Origin of the sequence: Helicobacter didelphidarum (genome assembly GCF_003364195.1) — a bacterium.
Lineage (GTDB): Bacteria > Campylobacterota > Campylobacteria > Campylobacterales > Helicobacteraceae > Helicobacter_A > Helicobacter_A didelphidarum.
This window is the reverse complement of sequence record NZ_NXLQ01000007.1, coordinates 59,630-86,194: the sequence shown is the minus strand read 5'-3', so window position 1 is coordinate 86,194 and position 26,565 is coordinate 59,630. Positions and strand designations below refer to the sequence as shown.

Sequence of the window (26,565 nt, the reverse complement as noted above, 5' to 3'; positions counted from 1 at the left end):
AAAAGCATTTAAATCGAAGAAGAAAATCTCTAAGTTTTTAGTATTTATTGGAGGTATAGGATTAATTATTTTTTATTACACACCTTATTCATATTATTTAGAGCCAAGCTATTGGAAATTTAAAGAGATATGCAGGTTACAACCTGAAATATATCAATTTAATGGTGGCAAGATAGATGAGGAGTATTATAATAAAGTGCTAAAGTATTTTGATACAGATTTGGATAATATGTCAAATGTAAAAACATTAAGGGTAAGTGATGATAAAAAACACTTTTCATATTTGTTTAAAAAATGGATTGGAGATAGAATTGACTTTAGTTTTCGTCTTTGGTTCAAAGATGAAAGAGCTACGAAAGACAATATTAAATCAGTTAGCTTTTATATTACTTGGCGTGATTTACGACCATATCTAGCAGGTAATGAAGGAACAGGATTTTATCTTTCAGGAAGTAGAGTGGGTTGCTTTGAAACATTAAGCAGGAATGAATATAAAAAATTCAAAGAATGGAAAGAAAACAATGCAAAACAATAAAGAAACAATTAAAAAGCTTAGGGACTATGCCGAATTAGCGTGGGCTTCATATGGGTATTTTCATCTAGCAGCATCTAAGGTGATATAATGAAAAAATATAAAAAGATTTTAGTATTATTATCACCAATAATTTTAATTATATTATTTTATACCCCTTTTATATATCCTAGTTATTGGGAATTTAGAGAGTTATGTAAATTAAATAACTACCCAAAAAGTGAGGAAAAATATAATAGAATCTTAGCTTATTTTGACAAGAGTTTAGATGGTAGTATAGGAAAAAATGGTTATTCAAAAATAGGTTATAGTAATAGAATAGATTTAGGGGTATATATTGATTATAATAATTCAAATAATAAATTAATGCTTAATAATATAGATAAAATATATTTTAGACCAATATGGAAAAACTATACACCAAATATTTATGGCAATGAGGGTAATATGGATTTTAGATTAAAGTTTGATGGTGAAATAGATTGTAGAAGCTTTATAGGAGAGTTAGATGGATAATAAAGAACAAATTAGAAAACTAAGAGACTATGCGGAATTGGCGTGGGCTAGCTATGGGTATTTTGATTTGGTAGGTAAAAAGTTTGATATAAAAGATAAAGACAAAATTGTTACCTTTGAAGATGTTTTAGATATTACCCATAAAGATTCCAAGATTGTTGATGAAAGGAGGATTAAAGTAGGCAAACTCGATGGAGAATTTGGCAAAGAGCAAGCCAAAAGATTCTTTGAACGATACAAACTTATCACACACCAAGAAAATACAGATTCAGGCTTTAGTGCGACATTATTTGAAGACTTAGGAGAGATTGATAAATCCACAGGCAAAAGAAAAGAAGTCCCTAAAGATTCTAAATATATCTTAGTCTTTCGAGGCACTGAATTTAAACTAGAGCAAATCAAGGACTTAATCAATGATTACTACATAGGCACAAATAATGATGAGCTATATGCATCTCTTCACAATATCAATAATGATGGCATAACCATACTGAATTCACCAAAAGATTATATGGGAGCAAGTGTGGTAAAGAGAAATTATGAATTTGAATCATCTATCACGCACCCTAAGCATTTCTTTAACTGCCCAGATGTAGAAAGTGGTAATTTTATTAAAAACTTAAAGAATTTCAATGGAGCATTATTCTTTTTAGAATCTACTATCCAAACAGCACAAGCTAAGCTAGACTTTGATAATATTAAAGAATACGATAGCTATAATATTGCTCAATATAAAAATGAATTTAAGAATAAATGCTTAAGTGAGAGGATTAGAGCGATATATAGAAATAGTTGGGTATTTGGTATGCAAATAAATATTGAATATGACAAAGATTTGCAAGAATTTACAAATACTTGGTATCTTACATTACAAGAAAATCATCAAAGTGTAACAAACTTTGTGGAGAGCTTTTGTGAGAAACTAGGATATATTCCACCTAGAGTAAATGAACAAAACACTAATGAGAGTGGATATAATATTAAATATGATATTATTACCATTATGAGAATAAAGCAAAATTTATCAAATAATATATACATAAAAAAGCATTTATCATCAGTTCTTAGGCAATGGTATATATTTTATAAACTGCAGTATAGAATATTCCCTAATGCCTTGCAAAACTATATGTGATATATTGAGATAAATTTGAGATATTTTTGGATATACAACAACTATGATAATACATATAAGAAACAACCACTTATACGAGAAATATCAAATCTCTATGAAAAGTTAGGAATAAAAACATGAGAGTGGTTGTTTGCTTATTTATTTTATTGCAAAATATATTAGCAGCAGATATTTTTATCCCTCTATTCAAGCCTCTATCAGATGATAGGATTAATGAAGTAAAATGTTGTGAATTATTTATTCCTCCTATAGGAACATATAATTTTAATAAGTCTTGTGAGTGCAGCTTGAATTTTATAAGGCACAAAGAGAGCAAAAGAAAGCTAATTGTAATCGCTTCATACAAGATTGGAATGCTGATAGGTATCCTTGTATCTTAGGCGATAATGCTAAAGAATGCTTTGATGAACTTTATCAGAAATATTGCAATCATTAAGTAAGAATCCCTCAATAAAACTATAGAAAAGGTAAGAAATATGATAGGTGTAATGCAAGGAACAAGAGTAGCATATGCAGATGATTTAAAGTTCCTTCAATCACAATGGAAACTCACTCTAAATGAAAATCATCAAAGTGTAGCAAGCTTTGTGGAGAGCTTTTGTAAAGGGGCTGGGTGTGGGGGGTTCTTTATTCTATTAATATTTATATTACACCTTTTAAATAATTTGACATTCTTATTCTATGCATTCAAGATTCTTATGTTAAGAAATTGCATACATAGAAAGAGAGTTCTTGCATGAAGACAGAAAGCTTAAAGAAAGTTTAAAAAATGCTGTAAAAGCTTCAAAGCTCCCTTATATCTTAGAGTTTATAGAATCTCATAGTGTAGATTCTATGCAATTTTTTAATTCCCAATCAATACAAGAGGATTTTATCTATCCAAACACCCTCTTAAAGATAGAATCCACATTTTTTGTGTAATAGCTCAATTCAAAGCATTCTTTGATGGCTTGTTCGCCAATAAACCCCACAAGTTCAGAATCTGCCAAAAGATATTGCAAATACAGGCTCTCACCCTTCTCATTGAGTGCGCTTTTGCCCTCTTGCAAATCACTCCATACCTTCATCGCATTGCGTTGCACGATTTTGTAGGCATCTTCGCGACTTACCCCTTTTTTTGGGAGTTCAAGCAAAATGCGTTGAGAGAATACCAAACCACCGGTGAGATTAAGATTTTTCATCATATTTTTAGGATATACGACGAGCTTTTGGATAAGTCCCGTGAGACGCGCGAGCATAAAATCAGTCGTGATGAAGCCATCGGGCAAAATAAACCGCTCCACGCTTGAGTGGCTGATGTCTCGCTCGTGCCATAATGCCACATTCTCCATAGCAGGAAGTGCAAAACTGCGTATGATACGGCAAAGTCCGGTGATATTCTCACTCAATACCGGGTTTCGTTTATGAGGCATAGCCGAACTGCCTTTTTGTCCTTCGCTGAAGTATTCCTCCGCCTCATACACTTCTGTGCGTTGCAAATGCCTTATTTCCACTGCGATTTTTTCACAACTACTTGCCAAAAGGGCTAAATCACTCATCAATCGCGCGTATCTATCGCGCTGTATGACTTGATTGCTTGCAGGAGCGGCTTTTAGTCCCAAATCCTTGCAAACAAGCTCTTCTAACTCTATTGGTGTGTGTGCGAGATTGCCCATTGCACCACTTAGCTGTCCTACGCTGATGATTTCTAGGCTAGATTCTAAAGCCTTCAAATGCCGCCCAATCTCATCATACCATATCGCACATACAAGTCCAAAGGTGATAGGTTCGCCGTGAATGCCATGCGAACGTCCAACCATAAGCGTGTTTTTATGCTCAAACGCCCTTTGTTTTATCGCTTCTCTTAGCTCCTTGATGTCTTCAATGATGAGCTTAAGAGAATCCCGCATTTGCAGTGCCACCGCCGTATCAATACAATCACTTGAGGTAATGCCATAGTGAAACCACCTTGATTCTTCGCCCAGAGATTCTGAAACACTTGTTGTAAAAGCGATTAAATCATGCTTCGTTACGGCTTCGATTGCATCAATGCGCGCAATGTCAAATTTTGCATTTTTGCAGATTTTTTCACAATCACTATCAGGAATTAACCCTAATTTATTCCAACCTCGCACTAATGCCTTTTCTACCTCGAGCCACGCGCTGTATTTTGCATTCATATCCCAAAGTTTTTTCATCTTTTCTCGTGCATATCGTTCTATCATTTTCACTCCTTTTCTCTATATTTAAGTGATTTGTGAGAAACAATATTGAGATTTCTCACAAAAATTTTTAGAATCTTATACAAGATTCCCAAATAGATTCTAAAAATAAAAAATATTTTTTAGTTTCTATTAAAAATACCAATTTGCAGAAATCCATTAGTATCTTTATTTTTTAAAATTTTGATATAGTTTTGATAAATAGTCTGATAATTTGGTAGGATTGCTTCATTGAGAAAAATAAATGGATAAATTTTAAAATCTTGTTTGCTTGTATTATGATAAGTATAGATAAGATCTGCATAAATATCGTGTAATTCAATAATCTTGTTTTTTGGATTTTTTGTAATCTTAAGACTAACGAATGCACCAATTTTTTTTTCTAAACCATTTTGTGCTGAAATCATATTCCCAAGTGAATAAATCACAAGTGTTTTATCAATGATTTCAATGGGTTGTATTACATGTGGATGATTGCCTATCACAATATCGACACCTTGTTCGCTTAAGAATTTAGCAATTTCTTTTTGTTCTTTTGTGGGAATAAATACATATTCAACACCCCAATGCATTGATACAATAAGTAAATCTACTTTACGACGCACACTTTCTATATCTTTTGCCATCATTTCTTTTGTATAAACATTGACAAGATATTCTTTACCTACTGGGAGTGGAATCCCATTTGTCCCGTAAGTATAAGCAAGCATAGTATATTTTATACCATTTTTCACAAAAATTCTGGGCTTTTCTCTTTCATGTTGAGATTCATAGCTTCCTGCAGCAAGAATTTTTTTATTTTTCCAATATTGTAAAGAATTTAAAATAGCCTTTTCACCGCGATCAAGTGTATGATTGTTGGCAAGCGAGATAAGATTGAATCCAATTTTTAACATATTATCACCAAATTCTTGGGGTGAATTAAAGGTTGGATAACTGCTTAACCCAATTTCTTTACCTCCAAGTATTGTTTCTTGATTATAAAATGCAAGATCGTGTTGCGATATAAAAGGAGCGATTAATTGGAGCATGTTAGTAAAATCATAACAAAGATTTTTGGTATTTTTTTTGGGTTTTATTGTCGGCTGTTGTGTAGTTAGAGATTTTGAATCTTGTTGAGATTTTGTTAATTTCGTTATTGCAGGTCGAGTGCTGTCAGTATTAAGAGTTTTTGTCATGCTGAGAGAGTTTATATTGCGAATAAAATGAATGATGTTTGCATTTTGTGGATTTTGACACTCATATTCTGCATCCATATAAACAGGTGCATGCAAAAGTGCATCTCCCCCCATAATGAGGCTTAATTCATTATATTTTGCATATATATAAGAATATGGTGTAAAGAGTACCCATAAAAATATAAAATTGGAAGAAATTATTTTTTGTATATTTTTTTGCATTATTTTCCTTATACTTAAGATCTTTAAAGTTATCATGTTTTATTGTGTAGGTACATTAACATTTAATAATCAATGTTTTGTTCCTCTTCTTTGAAATTTTCCATAATAATTTCTACAGGGAATACACGACGCAAGATATTAAATGGTGTTTTAATAATATCTGTTGCAAGTGTAATATTAATTTTTGGGTTTGTATATTTCCCAGTCATAATGAGATTTGTGCTAATTTGTCCTTCCCTACCTAAGACAAGATACCCTACAACTGGAATCTTATTAATAAATTTGCTCAGGTTTTTAATAGTTGATATACTAAGATTCACATTCATTTCCTCTGTATTCCTATCAATAATTCCTTGTCCATTAACATCCATTGATGCACCGAGTAAAAATATATTTTGTAATCCGATGTAATCACTATTAACCGCAAAGAGAATTTTACCATAATTGATTTGGTAGCCTTTTGTGCTGATATGAGGATTTTTAAACATGAATAATGAAGGCACGGTGTCAATAAGTGCAAAAATATTTTGCACAGCTTGAAATTCCATGAGAGCAGTATTTTGAATTTCTGCAGTTGCATTTAATATACCATTGCGATAAAACATATCAAAACTAAAAATTCCTCCATCAATCATTCTTTTTCCTTCTTTTGCTGAAACAAGGATAGTATTAATAAAATTACCACTAAAATTTCTTGCTTTAAGGCGAATATTATCTTTAATAAGACTTGCATTTAGGATACCTTTTTCATATTGTCCATCAATAATAATGCGTCCATCAATAAAGCGAATATTTGTTGAATCAAGGGGCATCGTGTAGCCTAAAAATATAAATTGTAGATTTTCACCTAAAATATTAAAATCAATAGGATTCACTTTCATTTTTTTGCGTAATCTATTTTTGATTGCAATAAGTCGCAATTCTTGTTGAATAGCCGCTTCAGAATAGGGTAGATCTTTTTGTTTATCATCAAGAAGATCAATAAAAAATGGAATCTTAGAATCATAAATTTCATCAATGTTAATTTTATAACCATTAATTCGTAACATACTTAAAGAATCTTGACTTTTAAAGTCAATATCATTATTTGCAATCATAATGAGTGAATTTTCTTGTATTCTCCCTTTAATATTAAGATTTGTAAGTTTTTTATGTGCAAGAGTATAAATTGGGTATTCAAGATTTGTAAGATTAAGATTAAAGGTTGTTTCTTTCTTTTTATTTGGAGCATTATGTGGAATCATGAGACTGAAATCTCCACGAGAAAAGCCATAATAACGAGCAAGTGGAGAAAATTGCAGGATATTTTCAATCTTACTGATTTTAAGTTCTAAATCTTTATGTGATTCTAAATGTAAATTTATTTTAGGAACATCAAGAATTATATGATTATTGGCAAATGAAAGAGTAAAGTTGAGACTAGCATTTTTCATATTGAAAAAATCTTGTTCTAAGGAGAAAGGCTCTTTTTCTTTTTCGATTTCTTTTAATGCAATATTTTCAAGTTGTTGATCATTTAGAGGTGTAAAAGGACGAGTTTTTTTTGTGCGGAGCTTCAAATCGTCCCAAATAGGATTATTTTTTAGTGTTTTAAGGATATGTTCATTATCTTCTTCTTTTGCTTTATTTTTTTTCACATTGGATTTTTGATTTTGTGTATCACTTTGTTTTTGATTTATATTTTGGGGAGTTATGATATTAGAATTTTTGTGAGATTCTAATATGTTTGGTGCAATAATGTCAGATTGTGTTTCCATTTTTTGTGTGCTTATAATTGTTTGAGAATCTTGAATATTTTGGTGTGGATTTGTCAATGCAATATATGTTGGTTGTGATGGTAAGGCAGAAGTATATATTGCATTATTATCGAGATTACTTGTTTGTTGGGTGTATGAAGAATGATGGAATCTAAAATTACTTACATTATCTAAGGATTCTGTATAAGGCATATTTGCTGTATAGATTCGATAATTTCTTAAATTTTGATTATATTGCTTCTTGTTTTCTGTATTGATTCCAACAGATTGAAAATCTGATATGGATGTGTTGTGTGGTAATTCTTGTTTGCTATCTTTTGGTGTAGTGTCAAAAAGAGATTCTTTGAGAGCATAAAAAAAAGTATTAATTCGTGATTGAGATTCTATATCAAGCAAGTCATTGACATCGTCATGGGTATTTTGAGAATCTTGTATTGTATCTATATTTTCTTGTGTTTCTCTTTGTATTGTTTCATTTATAAAGTTGTTGTGCATAAATTGTAGGTCTTGCAAATTTTTTGTGTTAAGTGTTGCTTGATGAATATAAGTATTTGCTTTCATCGTGTCATTTTTTGCATCAAAGAGGATATTAACATCAGTGTCAATGAGTTTTCTCCATTTTATATGATTACCATTAATATAGATAAACTTTTGTTGTGGTGCAATATCAAGTGCGACATTGAGTCTTTTTGCATTCAGTGGAATTTCATAGAGATTAAAGCGAATATCTTGAGATTGGACAATACCTTGCAGGAAAAACTCTGGAATATCAGGTTTTTTATTATTGTGCATGATATTGATTTGCATATATATATTTGTGTTGTTGCTCAATAACAATTGGTCATTCGTTATTTCATTTGCAGGTATTGTATTGACATCTGATTGAGAAATTTGATTAGAAAGATTTTTATTTTGTAGGTTTTGTTGTTTAGAATCCTGTGTGTTTTTATTTTCTTGTAAAGCTTTTATAACAACACTTTCTGTGTTATTTATTGCTTGTTCTGCACTTGTTTTATCAAGAGTAATTTGATTGGTTGTATTTTTTTGTGCTTTATTTGAGAGGGGATCTTGTATGATTGGAAGTGATAAACCATAACTTAAGAGAAGTTGCTTAAAGTGGGAATCTAGGCGAATATTATTCCCATGTAATAAAATATGCACATCAGGAGTTGGCATATTAGCAATAAGAACTTCTGAACCATTTAGATTCATTCCCATAAATGTAGGCTGTATTGGAATAATATTTAAACTCGCATTTTTAAACTCTAACAAAACTTCTTTTCCAAGAATTGGCATTACACCTTTGTTAAGTGTAACTTCTGCTTTCTGAACACTTGCTTTCACAATCATATTTTTTAAAAGGCTATTTGCAATATTATCAAGCTCTATATTTGCTTTTAACGCATCAATTCGAATCGTAGAATATTTGACTTTCTCAAAAATCCAACCATTAAGTGTTGCTTTAAGGCTTTGATTTTTAATATTTTGTATAAAAGGTTTAATTATATCGAGGTTTTCAAGTTTTGTACTCTCCCCTGTAATTGTGATAGAACGAAAGTCCGTAGAGCCTTTAAGAGTAAGAGATTCTGTTGCTGCTAGATTTGTGTTACCATCTTTTTCTAATATTGCATTAAGATCAAAGAGTAATTGCTTATTGGGAATTGAAAAAATAAAATCACCCTCAAAGTGTGCTGGAATATCTTTTAGTTGAAACTTTTTAATTTTAAGATAAAAATTATTCTGATTGTTTGTAACAGCGAAATCAGCCTCAAGAAAAGGCATATTAAATTTGTAGTTTGTATCATTATACTCGATTTTTATATGATGTTCTTCATTGAGTGTAATATCATTGATTTCAAGAATCTTGAAGTAACTCAATGCAAATAGGCTTTTTTGTGTATAATCAACAATTTCTTGTAATATTTCACTGAAATTTTTTTGTTTTTTATCTTCTGTTTTACTAATACGAAATGAACTTAAATCAAGTTTCTCAACACGTAAAATAAGGCGATCCTGTAATTGTAAAAAAATGTTTTGAATATGGATATTTGCAATATTTATGTTTTCAATAAAAATACCTTTTGCTAAGATTCTATAACTAGCAATACTTCCAACAAAAAGTAGAACAAACAAAATGCTAAGACGAATAAAAGATTTTTTTTTCTTTTGTTTTTGATTATCACCTTTGTTTTTTGTAAGCGAAAAACGAGATTTTTTTATAGTGTTGGGTTTCATTTCTTGTATGCTTATACGCGGTGTGTCATTGTCTGTTGCAGAACTATATTCTTTCGTGTTGAGAAGCATTGTGTATGCTTGCTTGTATTGTGTAGAATCTAGGGGTTGTTGATGTGATTTAAGAATATTGTTATTTATATTGAGATTGTTTTGTGTTATTGTTTGTTTTAGTGTATGATTTGAAAACAAATGTTCAAAAGGCTGTGAAATGTCGGGTATCAAACAATTATTGTTCTTTTTATATTCTATTTTGTTTGTAAGTTTTTGTAAATTTTGTGTGAGATTTCTAGAATCAGTTAGAGATTCTCTTGCATTAAGGTTTTCTTCTTTTAAAAGAATATATCCTGTATTTTTTCCATCAAGATTGTTAAAATCTTGTGATTTTTCTGTTAAAGTCGATATTTTTTTTTCCACCTCTTCTAAGTTTTGTGTTGTTTCTCCATCATATATGAGTGTTTCATCAGCAAATGCTCCCGTATTACCTCGATGGCTTGATACATTCAGTGATGTCCTACGATGTAAATTTTCATTGCGTTCATTTTCTGGCATTATAAATATACTCTTTGAATTTATTTTGATTATATTGCTTGGTTTTTGTTTTTATCTTCTATTACCAATGAAATCTGAAAAGATTCTTTTTATTCCAAAGGGATCAACAAAGGGAATTATAACATATTTGCAAGATAAAGGTTATAATGTCAATCGTTTAGATACATATTTTTTACGATTTATTGGTAAGCCACAAAGCGGTTGGATTGAAATCCCATCACAATTCATCGGATTGGAATTAAAGCTCCCTAAGATTGATATACAACCATATATTGCAGAATCTTCCACTATTATAAAGTTTCAAGACAATATTGATACAAAAAAAACTCAAAATTTTGATGATGATAATACAGATTCTGAGAGTAAAGATAATTTATTGAAAAACACACCTCATAAGGATTTTATCCAATTCCATACAACACAAGAAAATGCAGACAAAATTTTAGGTGAAGTAATACACGAAGAAAGTGTAACTGCTTTAGAAAAGCAAAGTAACATGAATCTACCCCATTTTGAAATCGTGCTTACCAAAGGACATTTTCTTTATGCACTTTCTCATGCTAAGGCAGCAATGAAGAATATTACATTAATACCTGGCGAGACTCACTATTTTTTCTTGCAAGAAATTGCAAAAGTTTTTCATCAAGATTTTAATGAATTACAAAGAATTTATAATCTCCGGTCACCATATAACGATGGTGTAATTCTTGCTGATACTTATAGTTTGCCATATCATGCAAGCCCAGAATTTATTATTGATTATCTGATTACACAATCTCTCAAAACACATGAAGATTTGTCATACAAATTACTTGGACACTATAATCAAGAAGAGTGGTTTAAAATTATAGCAAAAGCATCAATTATTCAAAAAGAAGCAGCTAATGTCGCAGAAATGCCAATTGTATCTAGTGTTATCGATAATCGTATTGCAAAAAATATGCCATTACAAATGGATGGATCTTTAAATTATGGAAAATTTTCACATACTCGTATCACACCAGAACGCATTAGAAATGATACAAGTGAGTTTAATACTTATAAATATAATGGGATTCCAAAAACAGCAAGTGGTAGTGTAAGCATCGATGCGATAAAGGCAGCTATTTATCCAACTCACACAAACTATTTGTATTTTATGCGTAATAAAAATGGTTTGCATGATTTTACACAAACATATCAAGAGCATGTTAAAAATATAAAAAGGGTAAAAAATTAACATATAAAAATAAAAAATATTAAATTTTGTAACAATTTCAATTTTATTTAAGCTAAATTACATGAAAATACTTCTAATCAAAGGTAGCTTTAGTTTTTATCTTTTGTAGAGTTTCTAGATTCTATGAGATTATCAACTAAAGAATGTAATTTTATAAAAGAATTTAAAGTTATCTTTGGTTTTATTCTTTTTAGGAGAGAATCATGAATATACACGAGTTTCAAGGTAAACAGGTTTTAAAAAAGTATGGCGTAGCTGTGCCTCGAGGACGAGTTGCACATGGTGGATATGAAGCGAGAGCTATCGCAAGAGAATTAGGTGGTAGTGTCTGGGTTGTCAAAGCACAGATTCATGCAGGTGGTAGAGGTAAAGCTGGAGGTGTAAAAATTGCAAAAAGCCTTGATGATGTTGCAAGACTTACAGACGATATGCTTGGTATGGTGCTTAAGACACATCAGACTGGTCCAGCAGGTAAAAAAGTTGGTCTTGTTTATATCGAGGAGGGTTTAGATATAAAAAAAGAGTTTTATATCGCTATTGTGCTTGATAGAGGTTTAGAGATGCCAACTTTTATTGCATCTACGGAAGGTGGTATGGAGATTGAAGAAGTTGCAGAAAAAAATCCTGAAAAAATCATTAAAGTAGCAGTTGATCCTACAATAGGATTCCGTTCATTCCATGCTCTTGAATTAGCAATTGGGCTTGGGCTTACAAAAGAACAGCAAAAACCTTTTAGTCAGTTTGCAAAAGCTCTTTATGAGGTTTTTATCAATGAAGATGCAGAACAAGTCGAGATTAACCCAATGATTCTTACAGGTGAGGGGAACTTTTTGGCTTTAGATGCAAAATTAGCCTTTGACAATAATGCACTTTATCGCCATTCCGATATTACCGCATTACGTGATTTTTCAGAAGAAGAACCGAGTGAAATTGAAGCGAGCGAAAGTAATCTTAGCTATATTAAACTCGAAGGGAATGTGGGTTGCATGGTAAATGGTGCAGGTTTAGCTATGGCAACTATGGATATTATCAAATATGAGGGTGGTCAACCGGCAAATTTTCTTGATGTTGGTGGTGGTGCAAATCCAAAAACAGTTTCAAAGGGTTTTGAAATTATTTTAAAAGACAAAAATGTAAAAGCTATTTTTGTTAATATTTTTGGTGGAATTGTGCAATGTGATAGAGTGGCAGATGGTATTATTGAAGCAACAAAGGTTTCAAAAGTAGAAGTGCCTGTTGTTGTTCGACTCGATGGAACAAATGCACAAAAGGCAAAAGACATTCTTAAAAATTCTGGCATTAAAAATTTGATTGCGGCAGAAAATTTAAAAGATGGTGCTAAGAAAGTTGTTGACGCAGCAAAATGAATTTGATTAAGGTTAATTAAGGAAAAAAAATGAGTATTTTAGTAAATAAAGACACAAAAGTAATTGTTCAAGGATTTACCGGTAAAGAAGGAAGCTTTCATAGTGAGCAATGTATGGCGTATGGGACACAGATTGTAGGCGGTGTTACTCCCAATAAAGGTGGAAGTACCCATTTAGGGAAACCTGTTTTTAATAGTGTAAAGGAAGCTGTAACAAAAACTGGGGCAAGTGTAAGTATGATATTTGTTCCTCCTGCCTTTGTGGCAGATGCAATTATCGAAGCAGCAAGTGCAGGTATTAAACTTGCGGTAGTCATTACAGAGGGTGCTCCTACAAGAGATATTATGTTTGCAAAGATGTTTGCGACCAAACAAGGTATGAGTATGATAGGTCCAAATTGTCCGGGTATTATTACAAGTGATGAGTGTAAAATTGGTATTATGCCTGGTTTTATATTTAAAAAATCTACACAAAATATTGGACTTATTTCAAAAAGTGGAACATTAACTTATGAGAGTGCGAATCAACTTGTTAAGCAAGGTTTGGGAATCTCTACTGCCGTAGGTATTGGTGGTGATCCAATTATTGGTTTGAGTTACAAACAAATTTTACCCATGTTTGAAAGTGACCCTGATACAAAAGCTATTGTTATGGTGGGTGAAATTGGTGGTAGTCTTGAGATTGAAGCAGCAACTTTAATTAAAGAGCAAATTAGGAAACCTGTTGTGGCTTTTATTGCCGGTGCTACAGCTCCAAAAGGTAAGAGAATGGGGCATGCAGGTGCAATTGTGAGTGGTGGAAAAGGAACAGCTCTTGAAAAACAAGAGGCATTGGAAAAAGCTGGTGTAAAAGTTGTAAAAAGTCCTGCAGAAATTGGCGAAACAATGAAAAAAATCTTGGGTTAATGCAATATTTATATTGGTTTTATTATCAGGAGATTTTTTAGTCAGGTTTTGCAAAATCAATTATTTTTTACATTCTTTGGGTTAAAGATGGTAGAATATTTTAGGATATTCTATCCTTTTTATATAAAGATAATTATCAATAAATTATTATTAAATTCTGTAGAATCTTTTATCCAACATAATATACTTAATTAATTAAAATTTAAAATTGATTGTTAGAAACTTTTATTTTATTATGTATAAATTGTGATTTTGATATTTCTATGAAAATATTGAGTGCATTTCTAGTATATAATATATTAATTATGATAAAGTGTTTAGTTTTTGCACAATTCATAAAAAATATTGAAAACACATGATTTTATATATTTTTTAGAGTCTTAAGATTGTATAATTCTTAGAATCTTTATGTTTTACAAGATTTATGAAGTATAGTAATATACTTATTTTTGAGTTTTATTTTCATAAAAAATATAGTAAATAAGATTCTAAGAGTTGTAGGAATTGTTTACTTTTTTGAAAAAATTAAAAATCTTAAATTATAGACATGGGAAAGGAGATAGTTATGTCAGATGTTTTAATCCCTGAAAATGTGCCTGTATGGGTTAACGAAAAGCGTTGCAAAGCATGTGATATTTGTGTATCACGATGTCCTTCAGGCGTATTAGCTATGCAACTTGATGCACATAAGGTATTGGGAAAAATTGTGAAAGTTATGTATCCTGAAAGTTGCATTGGTTGTCTGGAATGTGAGCTACATTGTCCGGATTTTGCAATTAGTGTTGCTGATAGGAAGAAATTTAAGTTTGCTAAGACAAGTAAAGAAGCACAAGAAAGAGCTGAAAAGATTAAAGCAAATAAATTTATGGCAATAGAGGAGGCATAGATGCGAGAGGTTATTACAGGTGGAAATGAGCTGATTGCATTGGGTGCGATTGATGCTGGTTGTAAGTTTTATGGTGGTTATCCAATTACTCCAAGTTCGGATGTTATGCACGAAATGGCACATTTGCTTCCCCACCATAATGGTAATTTTATTCAAATGGAAGATGAAATTAGTGGTATTTCCGTTGCATTAGGTGCGTCTATGAGTGGAGTAAAGGCTATGACTGGTAGTTCTGGTCCAGGCATTTCCCTTAAAGCGGAGCAAATTGGTCTGGGTTATATGGCTGAGATTCCTTTAGTAATTGTCAATGTTATGCGATTGGGACCATCAACGGGTATGCCAACGCGTGTAGGGCAGGGCGATGTAGCTTTTGCAAAGCATCCTACACATGGGGACTATAAATCTATTGCATTAGCTCCTGGAACATTGGAAGAGGCTTACACACAAAGTGTTCGTGCTTTTAATTTGGCTGAAGAGTTTATGCAACCAGTATTTTTACTCCTTGATGAAACACTAGGACACATGTATGGTAAAACGCAATTGCCAGATTTAGAAGAAATCCAAAGAAATATTAAGAACCGAAGAGAATTTCTTGGTGATCCAAAAGATTATAAGCCTTATGGCGTTGGTCCAGATGAGTCTGCTATACTTAATCCATTTTTTAAAGGATATCGTTATCATATTACAGGATTACACCATGGAGCAATTGGGTTTCCTACAGAAAATGCTATTGAAGGTCAAGCACTTATCGATAGACTATTTAATAAAGTAGAAAGCAAAGCTGATTATTTGAGCAACAATGAAGAGTTGTATTTAGAAGATGCCGATATTGCAATTATCTCTTATGGTAGTGCTACTTTAGGTATTAAAGAGGCATTGCATGAACTTAGAAAAACAAGTGAGATAAAAGCTGGATTGTTTCGTCCTATTACTCTTTGGCCAAGTCCTGAAAAAGAATTAAAAAAGCTTGGCGAAAGATTTAAAAAGATTCTAATAGTTGAGCTTAATAAAGGTCAATATCGTGAAGAAATTGAAAGGATTTTGGGTCGTAGAGTAGAATTTATGGGACGTGCAAATGGTCGAACAATTTCACCTAATGAGGTAATTGAAAAATTACGTGCGATGAACAAATAGAAACAAGTTAATATTTGTTCAACTTTTAAAAATTAGGTAAAATGTAGCAATAAAAGAGTTTTGAAATTTATGGTATTTTGGAGTTATTGTAATATTTAACCTGAATTATCAAAATAAGGTATAAGAATGCTAACCTAAGGTTTAATAATTTTAGGTTAGCAAACATAAGGAAAAATAATGGCTTTTAATTATGATGAATATTTACGAGTTGAGAAAATGCCTACACTTTGGTGTTGGGGTTGTGGTGATGGTGTAATTTTAAAATCTATTATTCGTGCAATTGACGCTGTAGGTTGGAATATGGATGATGTATGCTTGGTGAGTGGTATTGGCTGTAGTGGTCGCATGAGTTCTTATGTGAATTGTAACACTGTTCATACAACACATGGAAGAACACTTGCCTATGCTACTGGAATTAAACTTGCAAATCCAAATAAACATGTAATTGTTGTGAGTGGTGATGGTGATAGTCTTGCGATTGGTGGAAATCATACAATTCATGCATGTCGTCGTAATATTGATATTAACCATATCATTGTGAATAATTTTATTTATGGATTAACGAATTCTCAAACTTCTCCTACAACTCCAAAAGGTTTTTGGACAGTTACTTCTCCTGGCGGAAATTATGATAACCAATTTGATATTTGTGAATTAGCAATAGCGGCAGGTGCAAGCTTTGTCGCAAGAGAAAGTGTGCTTGATCCAAAACGTATTGAGAAAGTTCTTGTGGAAGGATTTAAACATAAGGGGTTCAGTTTATTTGATATTAATTCAAATTGCCACGTGAATCTTGGTAGAAAGAATAAAATGATTGAGGCAACAGATATGCTTAAATGGTTAGATTCTAGAATTCTACCAAAAAGAAAATACGATGAGTTGCCCGATGAAGAAAAGAAAGGAAAATTCCCACTAGGAATTTTAAAACACGATACTCAAACACAAGAATTTTGTGAAGCTTATGCAGAATATAAAGAAAAAGTAACTGCTAAAAAAGGAGGAAAATAATGGAACATCAACTTCGTTTTACAGGTGTTGGCGGACAAGGTGTCCTCTTAGCTGGCGAAATCCTTGCTGAAGCAAAAATTCGTGGTGGTGGGTATGGTGTAAAAGCTTCAACTTATACAAGTCAAGTGCGTGGTGGTCCAACTAAGGTTGATATTTTACTTGATCAAGAGGAAATACTTTACCCCTATGCGATGGATGGAAATATTGATTTTATGTTATCGGTTGCACAAATGAGCTATGATATTTATAAATCTGGAATTAAAAAGAAAGGTATCGTGGTAATTGAACCAAATCTTGTCGCACCAACACAAGAAGATAGGGAAATGTATCGAATTTATGAGATCCCAATTATTACAATAGCAAAAGAAGAGGTTGGTAATGTTGTTACTCAAAGTGTTGTTGCTCTTGCAGCAACAGTTACATTTACAAATTGTGTCCCAGAAGATCTTGTGATTGAGACTATGCTTAGTAAAGTGCCTCCAAAAGTTGCAGATGTAAATAAGAAAGCATATGAACTTGGTAAAAAATATGCTTTGGAATGTCTTAAGAACGGATAAAATTTTATAAAATAAAGCGAGTTTTGCAAATTATCTTTTCTAAAAATTTTGAGCATTAAATATATATTGATAATTAATGCCAAGAAGCAGAATTCTTTTTATTTGTGGATCTTGCAGAATAGGGTAACCTATTCGCAACTCAATACGATTATTCCTATTGATATACATGCTCATACCAGTACTAATGATTAGATCCAGTTCCCTAAGAATAGACCTATTAAATGGAATATCTGTATATATTCCAGCAAAGATTCCAAGCCCAATTGAATGAAAATCGTAAAAATAATCTGCACCTGCTCCGGCAGAAAACAGATTATTTTGATTAAGGGAATTGTAAGAAGCAAATATATAGCCTTTAAGACCATGTGTTGATCCAATATTGTAGAATATTCCACCTTGCAAGGAAACATTAAAAATCTGTGCATTATTTCCTTTATAATTCGCTTTATATTGTCCTCCAAGATAACCACCGAGAAAGAAATTCCATAGGGGTTGCTTTTTGATTGTTTCTCTTGTTTGGGGTTGTGTTACAAGCTCATTTGCAATTTCTTGCATTTCAACCTCACCCGATTGCTGTCTGGTATCTTGTGAATCTTTAGATACATCTTTATTCTTTTGTTTTGTTTGAGATTCTATATTTTTGATAATTTCATTTTTTGTTTCTACTTTATTCTTGTTGATATTTCTTATATTATTCTCTTGAGTTTTTTGTTTATTCTGCTGTTTTTCAGATCGTTTTTGTTCTTTGTTTTTTTGTAACTCTTCAATTATTGCATTATCAAGGGAATCAGCTATCATTGCAGAAATTATTAAGGAGACAAATATTATATTTTTTTTCATTTTTCCTTCTTTATCTTTATAAATTGTGTAGAATATAAGAATAATAAATATTTTACCATTAATTTTTTAGAAACACCATAGAATCGCATATATTTATTAGGTAAACAAAATCTAGGATTTTATTAGCTTACTCCTTTACTATATGTCCATTAATATTATGTTCATTTATAAATGTTTTTGCTTCATCATAACTTCGAAAGCCTCGTAAAGCAACACGATACAAGCCTTTATCTGTTGGGATAATTTCTATGTTGTATTTTCCAGAATCACTAGATGTGTTGATAACATTTTGTAAATTTTGCATATTCATCACTTCTTTAAGATAATTTTCTGCTCTTTCTTTTTGGCTAAATACATTAAGTGATACCATGTGTGTTTTATTGCTTATTTGTGTAGGTTGTTTTAGAGATTCTTCATCCGCAACAATATTTATTGGAGTAGATTCTTTTGCTATATTATTATGTGTTATATTTTGTTGTTGATTTATTTGTTTATTTTGAGTTGCATACTCTACAATATTATCAAGCTTTTCTTGTGTATATTGTAGTTCTTGTGTTGAATCCCGTAATTTTTGTAATGTCTCATCAATATCTTTATTATTGCTTTTAGCATCAATTTGTTGGGGTATTTGTTTTGCTGTTTGCTCTATGTCTTGTGATTGTTCCTGTGTTGTATTTATTACCGAAGATTTGATTATAGTTTCTGGTTTTTTTTCTTGTTGCGTTTTTGTATAGTTGTCTTCAGGTAATTCCTCTTCAATCAAAGAGTTCCGAAGAGATTCTTGTTTTTTATTATTTTGGGACTTTTGTTCATTATTTTGATTAGAGTCTTTTAATTGTTGTAAATTTTTTTCATTCAATAATGGTTGATTTTCGTTGCTTGTTATAATGTTTTTGTTTATTGGAGCAGTAGAATCTTTGGAATCTTGTGCATTGTTTGTTTGCAAGGATTGAGTCTTTGTTGGTGTTTGTTGCGTATTTTTTGATTCTATATTTTCTGTTCTTTTGACACTGGAAGGAGAATTGTTGCTTTGTTTGTCATGGACTAAATTACCACCAAATCCTATAACTTCAATACGAACATTTGCAATACCTTTGCTAACCATTGCTATATCATGAGCGGCAATATTAGAAAGATCAATAATCCTTCCTTCAACAAATGGACCCCTATCATTAATACGCACAATTGTTGTTTTACCATTATCTTTATTGAAAACTTTTACAATTGTATTCATTGGCAATGTTTTGTTAGCCGCAGTATGGGCATGCATGTTATAGGTTTCACCGTTTGAGGTTGATTTTGCATGAAAATCAGGACCATACCAACTTGCAATACCATCAAAAGTATCACCAACTTTTACGGCATGTGGATGATAGGTTTTGCCCCTCACGGTATAAGATTTCATTGTGGCTCTTTGTATTGCTTCACTATCACGCATACCACCCAATAGCGATTGTGTTGGAGTAAATTTGCTACTACCTTTTACTGGTGGTTCATAGTTTTTTTGTTTTTTTGTATTTGAGGTATTTTGTTTATTTGTGTTTGGATTTTTCATTTTTTGTGAAGAGTATTGAAAACTTTGTTGTGTGTTACGTGGATTACTTGCAACGAGCGTATCACTAAAAGTGTGCTGCTGTGTATTAATATATTCATCTCGATATTTTATGGTTTCATTGCCGTAGTCATCAAGAGATTCATAACTTCTAAATGCCCCATTACCACCGGCATATTTACTTTCAGGTGCACAAGCAATTAAAATGAAACCGACACCAAAAACTCCAATGCGGAGCATATTTTTTATAATTTGCAAGTTATCTCCTAATAAGTTTTTAAGCTTTTCTATTTGTTGTATTGTGTGTATAATTTGTAAAAGCTGGTATCATGAGTTTTTGATTAATCATAAGCTTATTTGTTTTTAATGTATTTGCTTTTTGAATTTGTGTGATATTGAGACGGTATTTTCTTGCGATTGAAGAAAGTGTATCGCCTTTTTTAACTCTATAAACTATAAAATGCCCTGATATATCAAAAGAATCTTGAAAATTTTGTTTAAAATAACTTAATTTTTCATAAGGTAAATAGACCTGATATTCTTTTTGTTCCAATGGGATAAAGTCATATTTAAAATGTCGATTATAATTTCGTAAAGAATTAAGACTAAGATTTGCACCTTTTGCAATATTTTTTAATGAATTTCCTGCTTTTACATTTACAACAACTAAAGAATCTGTTGCTCCCCTATTAAGCATATATTCTTTATTTGCTTGTTTAAGCTCATGTGCATTGGAAAAAGCAAGGGACATTGACATAATTTTGCGTAAATAATTTCGCGTTTCAAGTGGTAGATACTGCTCCTCCTCATCAAGTAAAACTTCAATATCATTACTACCTGCCTCTTTAATTGCACGGTTTAACCTTCCTAATCCACAATTATATGCCATAGCTGCAAGATACCATTGCCCTGTTGCTTTGTAAAGATATTGGAGATATTTAATTGCGGCTTCTGTGCTTTTAATAGGATCTTGCCGTTCGTCAATATAGTCATTGATTACTAATCCTAATTCTTTTGCTGTTGCTGGCATAAGTTGCCATATTCCCGCTGCTTTCTTAATGCTTAATGCTTGAGACTTAAATTCGGATTCTGCCATAGCAAGAAAAAGAAATTCTTGAGGGATATTAGAATCAAAAAGCATTTTACGCAAAATAGGTATGTATTCATGTCCATTTTCAAATTGTTTTGCAAGGTATTTCCATCTGTTTGTATCAACAGAAATAAGTCGATTCTCTCGTTCCAGGGTTACAATATACTCTATGGGAATGCCAAAAGCATTAATCGTTTCTGCTTCAGAGTAATCAAAAATTGGTAAGTTTGGTATAGTACTCATACTATATTCATTGAAATCAATACTTTCAGAATCTACTAAACTTATAGTATTATTTTGCAAATCTGAACTTGCAAGAATAAGATTATGTGATTGTGATTCGATATTTTCTATATTTTGTGCGAAAGCTAAACCATTAGACAGTATGGTGTAGTAGATTGAAAAAATAATAAACTTTTTAATCACTTAAGTCCTTATATCAAAAATTATAGTTACTTAAAAATTAGTTTCATCTAAGAACAAACCAATTTTTTTGCATACCCAAAAGAAAGTAGCAAAAATAATTCCCTTGCAATAGAATTTGAAAGAATATCTCAAAGTAAAACACAACAAAAAATAAGTTAAATTTTACAATATGTATGCTAATAATTACCAATAATTACAATTAAAATGTTACTATTATAAAGTTTTTTGATAGCTTTGTTTAAGGTTTCATAAATGAACAATAATACCAATATGCAAGAAAAAATTCATACAATAAGTGTTTCCGCTAAGAATATACAGTTTATGCAACATTCTACATGCTCAGGTGAGAGTAGCCATAGAGAGTTAATGTCAGATTTTCATAATATTGTAACTGATAAAAATTACCATCAAAATGAATTGAAAAAATTGAATACTTGTTATAATTACGAAAAATTTAAAAATTTTGAAAAGCAAAATAAATCTTGTAATGATAAACAAAAGAAAAATTATCGTCCAAATGTGTGTGCCATCATCTTATCATCATGTTACCCTGATAATCGAGAGTTTTTTATTGCTGAAAGGCTTGATTTAAAAGGTGTGTGGCAATTCCCGCAAGGTGGTATTGAACCGGGAGAAAGCCCAAAAGAGGCACTCTATCGTGAGTTAAAAGAAGAAATTGGCACAAATCATATTGAAATAATAGCAGAGCATCCCGAATGGTTGTCATATGATTTTCCACCGAATATTGCTAAACGAATGTATCCTTATGATGGACAAATTCAAAAATATTTTTTAGTAAGATTAAAAAAAGATTCTATTATTAATATACAAACAAAAGAGCCAGAATTTACGCGTTATGAATTTGTAGATTATGAGTTGCTTTTACAGAGAATTACACATTTTAAAAGAAGTATTTATATGTGTACTTTGAATTATTTTAGAAAAAAAGGATATATTTAATGTTGCTAGTTCAAAAATATGGTGGCACGAGTATGGGGGATACACAAAGGATTCAAAATGTTGCTACAAGAGTCGCAGCATCTTTAGTAGCAGATTACACGAATAAATTCCAAAAAGAGAAGCAACACTCTTTGGAATCTAAGCAAGATTTGAAGAATACTATTCTCTCACCTCATAACAAAATTGTGGTAGTTGTATCGGCAATGGGTGGTGTAACTGATGAACTTTTAAATTATGCAAAATGTTTTACACCATTACCAAATGAACGTGATTTAGATATGGCGTTGAGTAGTGGAGAACAAATTTCTGCAGCATTATTAAGTATAGCATTGAATGCTATGGGGTTGAAATCAATTGCTCTTAATGGAAGGCAAGCAAAGATATTTACAGATTCTAATCATACAAAAGCTCGTATTCAGCATATTGATACAGGTTACATTTTAAATCTTTTAGATGAAGGATATATTGTTGTTGTAACAGGTTTTCAAGGTTTAAATGAAAAGGGCGATATTACAACACTTGGACGCGGTGGAAGCGATTTATCTGCCGTTGCTCTTGCAGGTGCATTGTATGCTGATTATTGCGAAATATATAGCGATGTTGATGGAATCTACACTACTGACCCTCGCATAGAAGCTAAAGCAAAAAAAATAGATAAAATTAGCTATGATGAAATGTTGGAATTAGCAAGCATGGGTGCAAAAGTTTTGCTCAATCGTTCCGTTGAATTGGCAAAAAAATGGAATGTACCTATTTATGCAAAAAGTAGTTTTAGCGATGACAAAGGAACACTTATAACAACAGAGGATAATATTATGGAAAAACCTATTGTAAGCGGTATAGCATTAGATAAGAATCAAGCACGAGTAAGTCTTATTGGAATTAAAGATAAACCAGGAATTGCAGCAGAACTCTTTGGTAAATTAGCAAATGCTAATATTAATGTAGACATGATTGTTCAAACAATTGGGCGAGATTCTAAGACCAATCTTGATTTCACTGTGCCAAAAACTGAATTAGAAAAAGCAAAGATTACACTCAATGAGTTTAGTGCAAATGCAGATATTATAGATTTTGATAATGAAGTTGCGATTGTTACTATCGTGGGAGTAGGTATGAAAAGTCATAGTGGTGTTGCTGCAAAGGCATTTGAGTCACTTGCAAATGATAATATTAATATACGTATGATAAGCACAAGCGAAATTAAGATTTCGATTTTAATTGATCTAAAATATGCTGAACTTAGCGTAAGAACTTTGCATACAGCATACAATCTTGATAAATAGGGAATTTTTATGCAGAGCATTAATGAGTGGATGTTAAAAACTTTACGAAATGACGCAGAACATCTTAATGCAATGCCATCACATTGGCTTGAAATTATACGTGATACATGGACACCTTTAATTATGCGTGCTATTTCATTTATATTGAATGATGGGACTTTTTTGCTTTGCACAGATTCTAAGCGATCGTGGTTACAGACATATATTTTAAGCAAACTTAATAGCCTTGAGGTAAGGCGTCCATATATTCCAATTTATAGTTTTGATGTCTCTTTATTAAAGCTTTTATGTTCGAAAAAGGATAGCGATAATGGTGCATTGCAAGATGTGCTTAATATGTCCTACCATCGTTATGCATTATGGTATATTGGAAAAATTGATAATGATATTGCAAAGTTTGCTTTAGAAATACCAGAATCTTTCTTATGGGTGCTTGATGAATCTCTCGAAAATTCTTTTATGCTACAATCTTCTGATTTAAATCTTGATTTCAAACTTATTCAAGCATATCGTATTTTTGAACAAGCATTGTTTGCAGGGATTTGTGGTGAGTTTCATATTGAAGAAAGATAAAATTTTCTTGTTTTATGCTTTATAAAAAATATTTATTAATATTCAAACAGGTTTTATATCGTTTATTAAAATTTTGCAATAATTTGATGGAGATAAAATGGAAACACAAAATACAAATTTCTCTGTGGTAAATTCCAACTCTATGGAAACAAAAGATATTCTTTTGCCTTGTCAAGATTCACTTACCAGCAATGGGCAAAATATTGTTGAGATGGGATTTTCCCAAGATCATTTTCTTCATGCTCCAATTCAAATGGATATGAATTTTTTTAAAAATTTAAAAAAATCATATATTATTGCAACAAATGATTTTGAAGATAAAATAAATTTTTTGCAGAATACTTATAATAGCGAATATCTTAGAATTTTCATAAAAGAGGAGCTTAAAATTGATGATGCACATGATATTATTAAAGAGGCTTATATCGCTACATCACATGAAAAAATTATTGCAATTTTTGCAACATCATATAATCATTTTGCACAAAATGCACTTCTTAAAATATTAGAAGAACCACCAAAAAATGTTTTCTTTATTTTTTTTATTACTGCAAAAAACAAACTTATCCCTACAATTTTTTCTCGACTCGCTTTTTTTGATCAACGCAAAAAAAATCATATAGAATCTTTTCCTCTTGATATTGCAAAATTAAATGTTCCTATGGTTTATAAATATATCAAACAGCTTGAACAAGAAAATATAAGTCTTGAAAAAGGCAGAAATTTACTCCATTCTTTATTATATATGATTGCACAACAAAATATAGAGTTGGGTCAAGCTGATTTAGAACGATTTGATATTGCACTTCAGAGTCTTCATGTAAAGCAGAGTGTGCATTTGGTATTGCTACCAATTCTACTTTCTTTGGTTAAAGGTGGAATATAGATGAGGTTGGAGCGAATTAAGAATCTAAATATTGAAATGTTGCAGGCAAAGCCAGATAGTATTGGCTATAAAATTATGAAAGATAAAACACAAGTATTGGGTTTTAATATAGCAAATCTTAAGTTGCAGGCAATGCAGATTCTAAAACAAGAAGCACTAAGCATTGGTGCGGAATTAGTAACCCCTAGAGACGCAATACTATGCCGTAAAAAAGCGTATGATTGTATGCTTTTTGGCACACCAAAAGCCTTAAAATTGCTTGTTATAAAAATACAAATGCAACCTTTCGGTTTAAAAGCATTGGGTAAAGAATTAAAACATTTCTTGAAGCCTTATCATGAACGCAAAAAAATGATTATGAGTGTTGTAAATGTAGATTCTCAAAGCTTTTATAAACATTTTAATGCCACTGATGCTATACAAGAAATATATAGAAATATTGAGTTGGGTGCTGATATTATTGATATTGGAGCTGTTAGCACACAACCAAATGCACCATTTATAGAGGCAAAAGTTGAACTAAAGCGACTTGAACCAATCTTTAAAGAAATTACAACAATCAATAATAAGCCTCAATTCAGCATTGATACTTATAATAAAGAGGTTGCAAAAATTGCTCTTGAATGTGGTTTTACTATGATAAATGATGTAAGTGGTAAGCCAGAAAATATGTTAGAAATTTTACAGCAGTATCCTAATGCAACATATATTCTCACACATACAAGAGGTGGGCCAAATACCATGCATAAGTATTGTGAATATAAGAATCTTATTCTAGATATTGATAAGTTTTTTACAGAGCAATTAAGAATGTTGGATAAGCATTCTTGCAAAAATATTATTTTGGATGTTGGAATTGGCTTTGCAAAAACATTCGAGCAAAATATTGAGCTTATTGCAAAGCTTGCACATTTTAAACATTTTCATAAACCATTGTTGATTGGAGCAAGCCATAAGAGTTTTTTACGAAAGATTCTAAAAAGCGACAATAAAAAGCAATTAGAAGCAAGTCTAATAGCACATTTTATTGCATTACAAAATGGTGCAGATATTATTCGAGTCCATGACCTAGAATCCCATCAAATAATGTTGCAACTTTACCATTCATTTCAGATGAATGATTTAGATATTCTTTAAGAAAAAACAGAAAAAGTATTTCTTGCAAACTATTATATAAAATGAGAAAGGAAGGATGTGAAGGTTGTTATTTATTCACAACAAGGTGAGAATACATTAAGTGGTATTCATAGCGATATAATCGTTGAATTTAGTCCGTTGTATCCAATGGCGTTTGTTGTAAAAATGCAAGATAATAAAATATGTCATTATGTTTCATGTCAAAATATTGATGCAATAGGAATATGGAAAGCAAATGAGCTTGATAAAAGGCGATTTATTAGTGCATGTAAAATGGGAAAACTAGCTTTTATGATTGTCCCAGATACAGATGAAGAACGATTATATGATATTTTACAGCAATGTATTACAAGCATGAAATAGTAAAAAGAATATACATTTTCAGTAAAACTTGATTAATGATTAATAATTTTA

General features: G+C 31.3%; 24 protein-coding genes and 1 pseudogene. 19 read left to right on the top strand and 6 right to left on the bottom strand.

Translation table 11 applies throughout. The features are described 5' to 3' along the window. From CQA53_RS04855 to CQA53_RS12165, 6 genes are all read left to right on the top strand, one after another. On the top strand, positions 1-535 hold a 535-nt coding region (locus CQA53_RS04855; protein ID WP_115542896.1), incomplete at its 5' end, for a hypothetical protein. Between the two features lie 87 nt (positions 536-622). Further along, entirely contained in the window at positions 623-1,048 is a 426-nt protein-coding gene (locus tag CQA53_RS04850; protein ID WP_115542895.1) for a hypothetical protein, read from the top strand. Beyond that, positions 1,041-2,183 carry a hypothetical protein gene (locus CQA53_RS13255; RefSeq protein WP_245945669.1) on the top strand — a complete coding sequence of 381 codons (1,143 nt, stop codon included), beginning with the start codon at positions 1,041-1,043 and terminating at the stop codon, positions 2,181-2,183. The genes CQA53_RS04850 and CQA53_RS13255 overlap by 8 nt, the downstream gene beginning before the upstream one ends. Positions 2,184-2,463: 280 nt before the next feature. Then, positions 2,464-2,619 carry a hypothetical protein gene (locus CQA53_RS12275; RefSeq protein ID WP_181882361.1) on the top strand — a complete coding sequence of 52 codons (156 nt, stop codon included), beginning with the start codon at positions 2,464-2,466 and terminating at the stop codon, positions 2,617-2,619. A 40-nt stretch (positions 2,620-2,659) separates the two neighbouring features. Then, positions 2,660-2,923 (top strand): hypothetical protein, encoded by a 264-nt coding sequence (locus CQA53_RS04835; RefSeq protein WP_115542893.1) that lies wholly within the window; start codon positions 2,660-2,662, stop codon positions 2,921-2,923. After that, entirely contained in the window at positions 2,916-3,104 is a 189-nt protein-coding gene (locus CQA53_RS12165) for a hypothetical protein (protein ID WP_147289996.1), read from the top strand. Before CQA53_RS04835 ends, CQA53_RS12165 begins: the two co-directional genes overlap by 8 nt. Here CQA53_RS12165 and purB read toward each other — a convergent pair. From purB to CQA53_RS04820, 3 genes are all read right to left on the bottom strand, one after another. After that, the gene (gene purB, locus CQA53_RS04830; protein WP_115542892.1) at positions 3,059-4,387 is read right to left on the bottom strand and encodes an adenylosuccinate lyase; all 1,329 of its coding nucleotides are present in this window, start codon (positions 4,385-4,387) and stop codon (positions 3,059-3,061) included. The genes CQA53_RS12165 and purB overlap by 46 nt on opposite strands. A gap of 119 nt (positions 4,388-4,506) precedes the next feature. Beyond that, positions 4,507-5,784 carry a CapA family protein gene (locus CQA53_RS04825; RefSeq protein WP_245945667.1) on the bottom strand — a complete coding sequence of 426 codons (1,278 nt, stop codon included), beginning with the start codon at positions 5,782-5,784 and terminating at the stop codon, positions 4,507-4,509. A 62-nt stretch (positions 5,785-5,846) separates the two neighbouring features. Continuing rightward, positions 5,847-10,325: an AsmA-like C-terminal domain-containing protein gene (locus CQA53_RS04820; protein WP_115542891.1), complete on the bottom strand. Its 4,479-nt coding sequence runs from the start codon at positions 10,323-10,325 to the stop codon at positions 5,847-5,849. A gap of 127 nt (positions 10,326-10,452) precedes the next feature. Here CQA53_RS04820 and CQA53_RS04815 point away from each other — a divergent pair, with 127 nt between their 5' ends. The 7 genes from CQA53_RS04815 to CQA53_RS04785 all read left to right on the top strand — a co-directional run bounded on the left by CQA53_RS04815 (position 10,453) and on the right by CQA53_RS04785 (position 17,401). Then, positions 10,453-11,544, top strand: coding sequence for an endolytic transglycosylase MltG (locus CQA53_RS04815; RefSeq protein ID WP_245945666.1), 1,092 nt, complete (start codon positions 10,453-10,455; stop codon positions 11,542-11,544). A 203-nt stretch (positions 11,545-11,747) separates the two neighbouring features. Beyond that, positions 11,748-12,911, top strand: coding sequence for an ADP-forming succinate--CoA ligase subunit beta (sucC, locus tag CQA53_RS04810; protein WP_115542890.1), 1,164 nt, complete (start codon positions 11,748-11,750; stop codon positions 12,909-12,911). Positions 12,912-12,940: 29 nt separating this feature from the next. Next, a complete protein-coding gene (sucD, locus tag CQA53_RS04805) occupies positions 12,941-13,816 on the top strand; it encodes a succinate--CoA ligase subunit alpha (RefSeq protein ID WP_115542889.1) in 876 nt (291 codons plus the stop codon). A 565-nt stretch (positions 13,817-14,381) separates the two neighbouring features. Continuing rightward, on the top strand, positions 14,382-14,702 hold the full coding sequence (locus CQA53_RS04800; protein WP_115542888.1) for a 4Fe-4S binding protein: 321 nt from the start codon (positions 14,382-14,384) through the stop codon (positions 14,700-14,702). Beyond that, positions 14,703-15,836, top strand: a complete 1,134-nt coding sequence (locus CQA53_RS04795; protein ID WP_115542887.1) for a 2-oxoglutarate synthase subunit alpha — start codon at positions 14,703-14,705, stop codon at positions 15,834-15,836. It abuts the gene before it with no gap. A gap of 177 nt (positions 15,837-16,013) precedes the next feature. Beyond that, positions 16,014-16,844: a 2-oxoglutarate ferredoxin oxidoreductase subunit beta gene (locus tag CQA53_RS04790; RefSeq protein WP_115542886.1), complete on the top strand. Its 831-nt coding sequence runs from the start codon at positions 16,014-16,016 to the stop codon at positions 16,842-16,844. Next, a complete protein-coding gene (locus tag CQA53_RS04785; protein WP_115542885.1) occupies positions 16,844-17,401 on the top strand; it encodes a 2-oxoacid:acceptor oxidoreductase family protein in 558 nt (185 codons plus the stop codon). The genes CQA53_RS04790 and CQA53_RS04785 overlap by 1 nt, the downstream gene beginning before the upstream one ends. Before the next feature lie 39 nt (positions 17,402-17,440). Here CQA53_RS04785 and CQA53_RS04780 read toward each other — a convergent pair whose 3' ends face one another. The 3 genes from CQA53_RS04780 to CQA53_RS04770 all read right to left on the bottom strand — a co-directional run bounded on the left by CQA53_RS04780 (position 17,441) and on the right by CQA53_RS04770 (position 21,309). Then, a complete protein-coding gene (locus tag CQA53_RS04780) occupies positions 17,441-18,241 on the bottom strand; it encodes a hypothetical protein (protein WP_115542884.1) in 801 nt (266 codons plus the stop codon). 127 nt (positions 18,242-18,368) lie between these two features. Continuing rightward, positions 18,369-19,796 carry a septal ring lytic transglycosylase RlpA family protein gene (locus tag CQA53_RS04775; RefSeq protein ID WP_115542905.1) on the bottom strand — a complete coding sequence of 476 codons (1,428 nt, stop codon included), beginning with the start codon at positions 19,794-19,796 and terminating at the stop codon, positions 18,369-18,371. 274 nt (positions 19,797-20,070) lie between these two features. Further along, positions 20,071-21,309, bottom strand: a complete 1,239-nt coding sequence (locus tag CQA53_RS04770) for a lytic transglycosylase domain-containing protein (RefSeq protein WP_245945665.1) — start codon at positions 21,307-21,309, stop codon at positions 20,071-20,073. Positions 21,310-21,801: 492 nt separating this feature from the next. Here CQA53_RS04770 and CQA53_RS04765 point away from each other — a divergent pair. The 6 genes and pseudogenes from CQA53_RS04765 to CQA53_RS04740 form a co-directional block, all read left to right on the top strand. Next, positions 21,802-22,269: pseudogene (locus CQA53_RS04765) on the top strand (RNA pyrophosphohydrolase); the annotation flags it as partial. After that, entirely contained in the window at positions 22,269-23,555 is a 1,287-nt protein-coding gene (locus tag CQA53_RS04760) for an aspartate kinase (protein WP_115542883.1), read from the top strand. The pseudogene CQA53_RS04765 and the gene CQA53_RS04760, both read left to right, overlap by 1 nt. Positions 23,556-23,564: 9 nt before the next feature. Beyond that, positions 23,565-24,128: a HobA family DNA replication regulator gene (locus CQA53_RS04755; RefSeq protein ID WP_115542882.1), complete on the top strand. Its 564-nt coding sequence runs from the start codon at positions 23,565-23,567 to the stop codon at positions 24,126-24,128. Positions 24,129-24,225: 97 nt separating this feature from the next. Then, a complete protein-coding gene (locus tag CQA53_RS04750) occupies positions 24,226-25,014 on the top strand; it encodes a DNA polymerase III subunit delta' (RefSeq protein WP_115542881.1) in 789 nt (262 codons plus the stop codon). Next, entirely contained in the window at positions 25,015-26,151 is a 1,137-nt protein-coding gene (gene folP / locus CQA53_RS04745; RefSeq protein ID WP_115542880.1) for a dihydropteroate synthase, read from the top strand. A gap of 57 nt (positions 26,152-26,208) precedes the next feature. Beyond that, positions 26,209-26,514 carry a hypothetical protein gene (locus CQA53_RS04740; RefSeq protein WP_115542879.1) on the top strand — a complete coding sequence of 102 codons (306 nt, stop codon included), beginning with the start codon at positions 26,209-26,211 and terminating at the stop codon, positions 26,512-26,514. Positions 26,515-26,565: the final 51 nt, after the last annotated feature.

What these genes read in the sequence shown, in the direction of transcription:
- purB (WP_115542892.1), bottom strand. Translation starts at nt 4,387, where the DNA reads ATGATAGAACGATATGCACGAGAAAAGATGAAAAAACTTTGGGATATG.
- CQA53_RS04755 (WP_115542882.1), top strand. Translation starts at nt 23,565, where the DNA reads ATGCAGAGCATTAATGAGTGGATGTTAAAAACTTTACGAAATGACGCA.
- CQA53_RS04795 (WP_115542887.1), top strand. Translation starts at nt 14,703, where the DNA reads ATGCGAGAGGTTATTACAGGTGGAAATGAGCTGATTGCATTGGGTGCG.
- CQA53_RS04835 (WP_115542893.1), top strand. Translation starts at nt 2,660, where the DNA reads ATGATAGGTGTAATGCAAGGAACAAGAGTAGCATATGCAGATGATTTA.
- CQA53_RS04750 (WP_115542881.1), top strand. Translation starts at nt 24,226, where the DNA reads ATGGAAACACAAAATACAAATTTCTCTGTGGTAAATTCCAACTCTATG.
- CQA53_RS13255 (WP_245945669.1), top strand. Translation starts at nt 1,041, where the DNA reads ATGGATAATAAAGAACAAATTAGAAAACTAAGAGACTATGCGGAATTG.
- CQA53_RS04775 (WP_115542905.1), bottom strand. Translation starts at nt 19,796, where the DNA reads ATGAAAAATCCAAACACAAATAAACAAAATACCTCAAATACAAAAAAA.
- folP (WP_115542880.1), top strand. Translation starts at nt 25,015, where the DNA reads ATGAGGTTGGAGCGAATTAAGAATCTAAATATTGAAATGTTGCAGGCA.
- sucD (WP_115542889.1), top strand. Translation starts at nt 12,941, where the DNA reads ATGAGTATTTTAGTAAATAAAGACACAAAAGTAATTGTTCAAGGATTT.
- sucC (WP_115542890.1), top strand. Translation starts at nt 11,748, where the DNA reads ATGAATATACACGAGTTTCAAGGTAAACAGGTTTTAAAAAAGTATGGC.
- CQA53_RS04785 (WP_115542885.1), top strand. Translation starts at nt 16,844, where the DNA reads ATGGAACATCAACTTCGTTTTACAGGTGTTGGCGGACAAGGTGTCCTC.
- CQA53_RS04780 (WP_115542884.1), bottom strand. Translation starts at nt 18,241, where the DNA reads ATGAAAAAAAATATAATATTTGTCTCCTTAATAATTTCTGCAATGATA.
- CQA53_RS04850 (WP_115542895.1), top strand. Translation starts at nt 623, where the DNA reads ATGAAAAAATATAAAAAGATTTTAGTATTATTATCACCAATAATTTTA.
- CQA53_RS04820 (WP_115542891.1), bottom strand. Translation starts at nt 10,325, where the DNA reads ATGCCAGAAAATGAACGCAATGAAAATTTACATCGTAGGACATCACTG.
- CQA53_RS04760 (WP_115542883.1), top strand. Translation starts at nt 22,269, where the DNA reads ATGTTGCTAGTTCAAAAATATGGTGGCACGAGTATGGGGGATACACAA.
- CQA53_RS04790 (WP_115542886.1), top strand. Translation starts at nt 16,014, where the DNA reads ATGGCTTTTAATTATGATGAATATTTACGAGTTGAGAAAATGCCTACA.
- CQA53_RS04800 (WP_115542888.1), top strand. Translation starts at nt 14,382, where the DNA reads ATGTCAGATGTTTTAATCCCTGAAAATGTGCCTGTATGGGTTAACGAA.
- CQA53_RS04825 (WP_245945667.1), bottom strand. Translation starts at nt 5,784, where the DNA reads ATGCAAAAAAATATACAAAAAATAATTTCTTCCAATTTTATATTTTTA.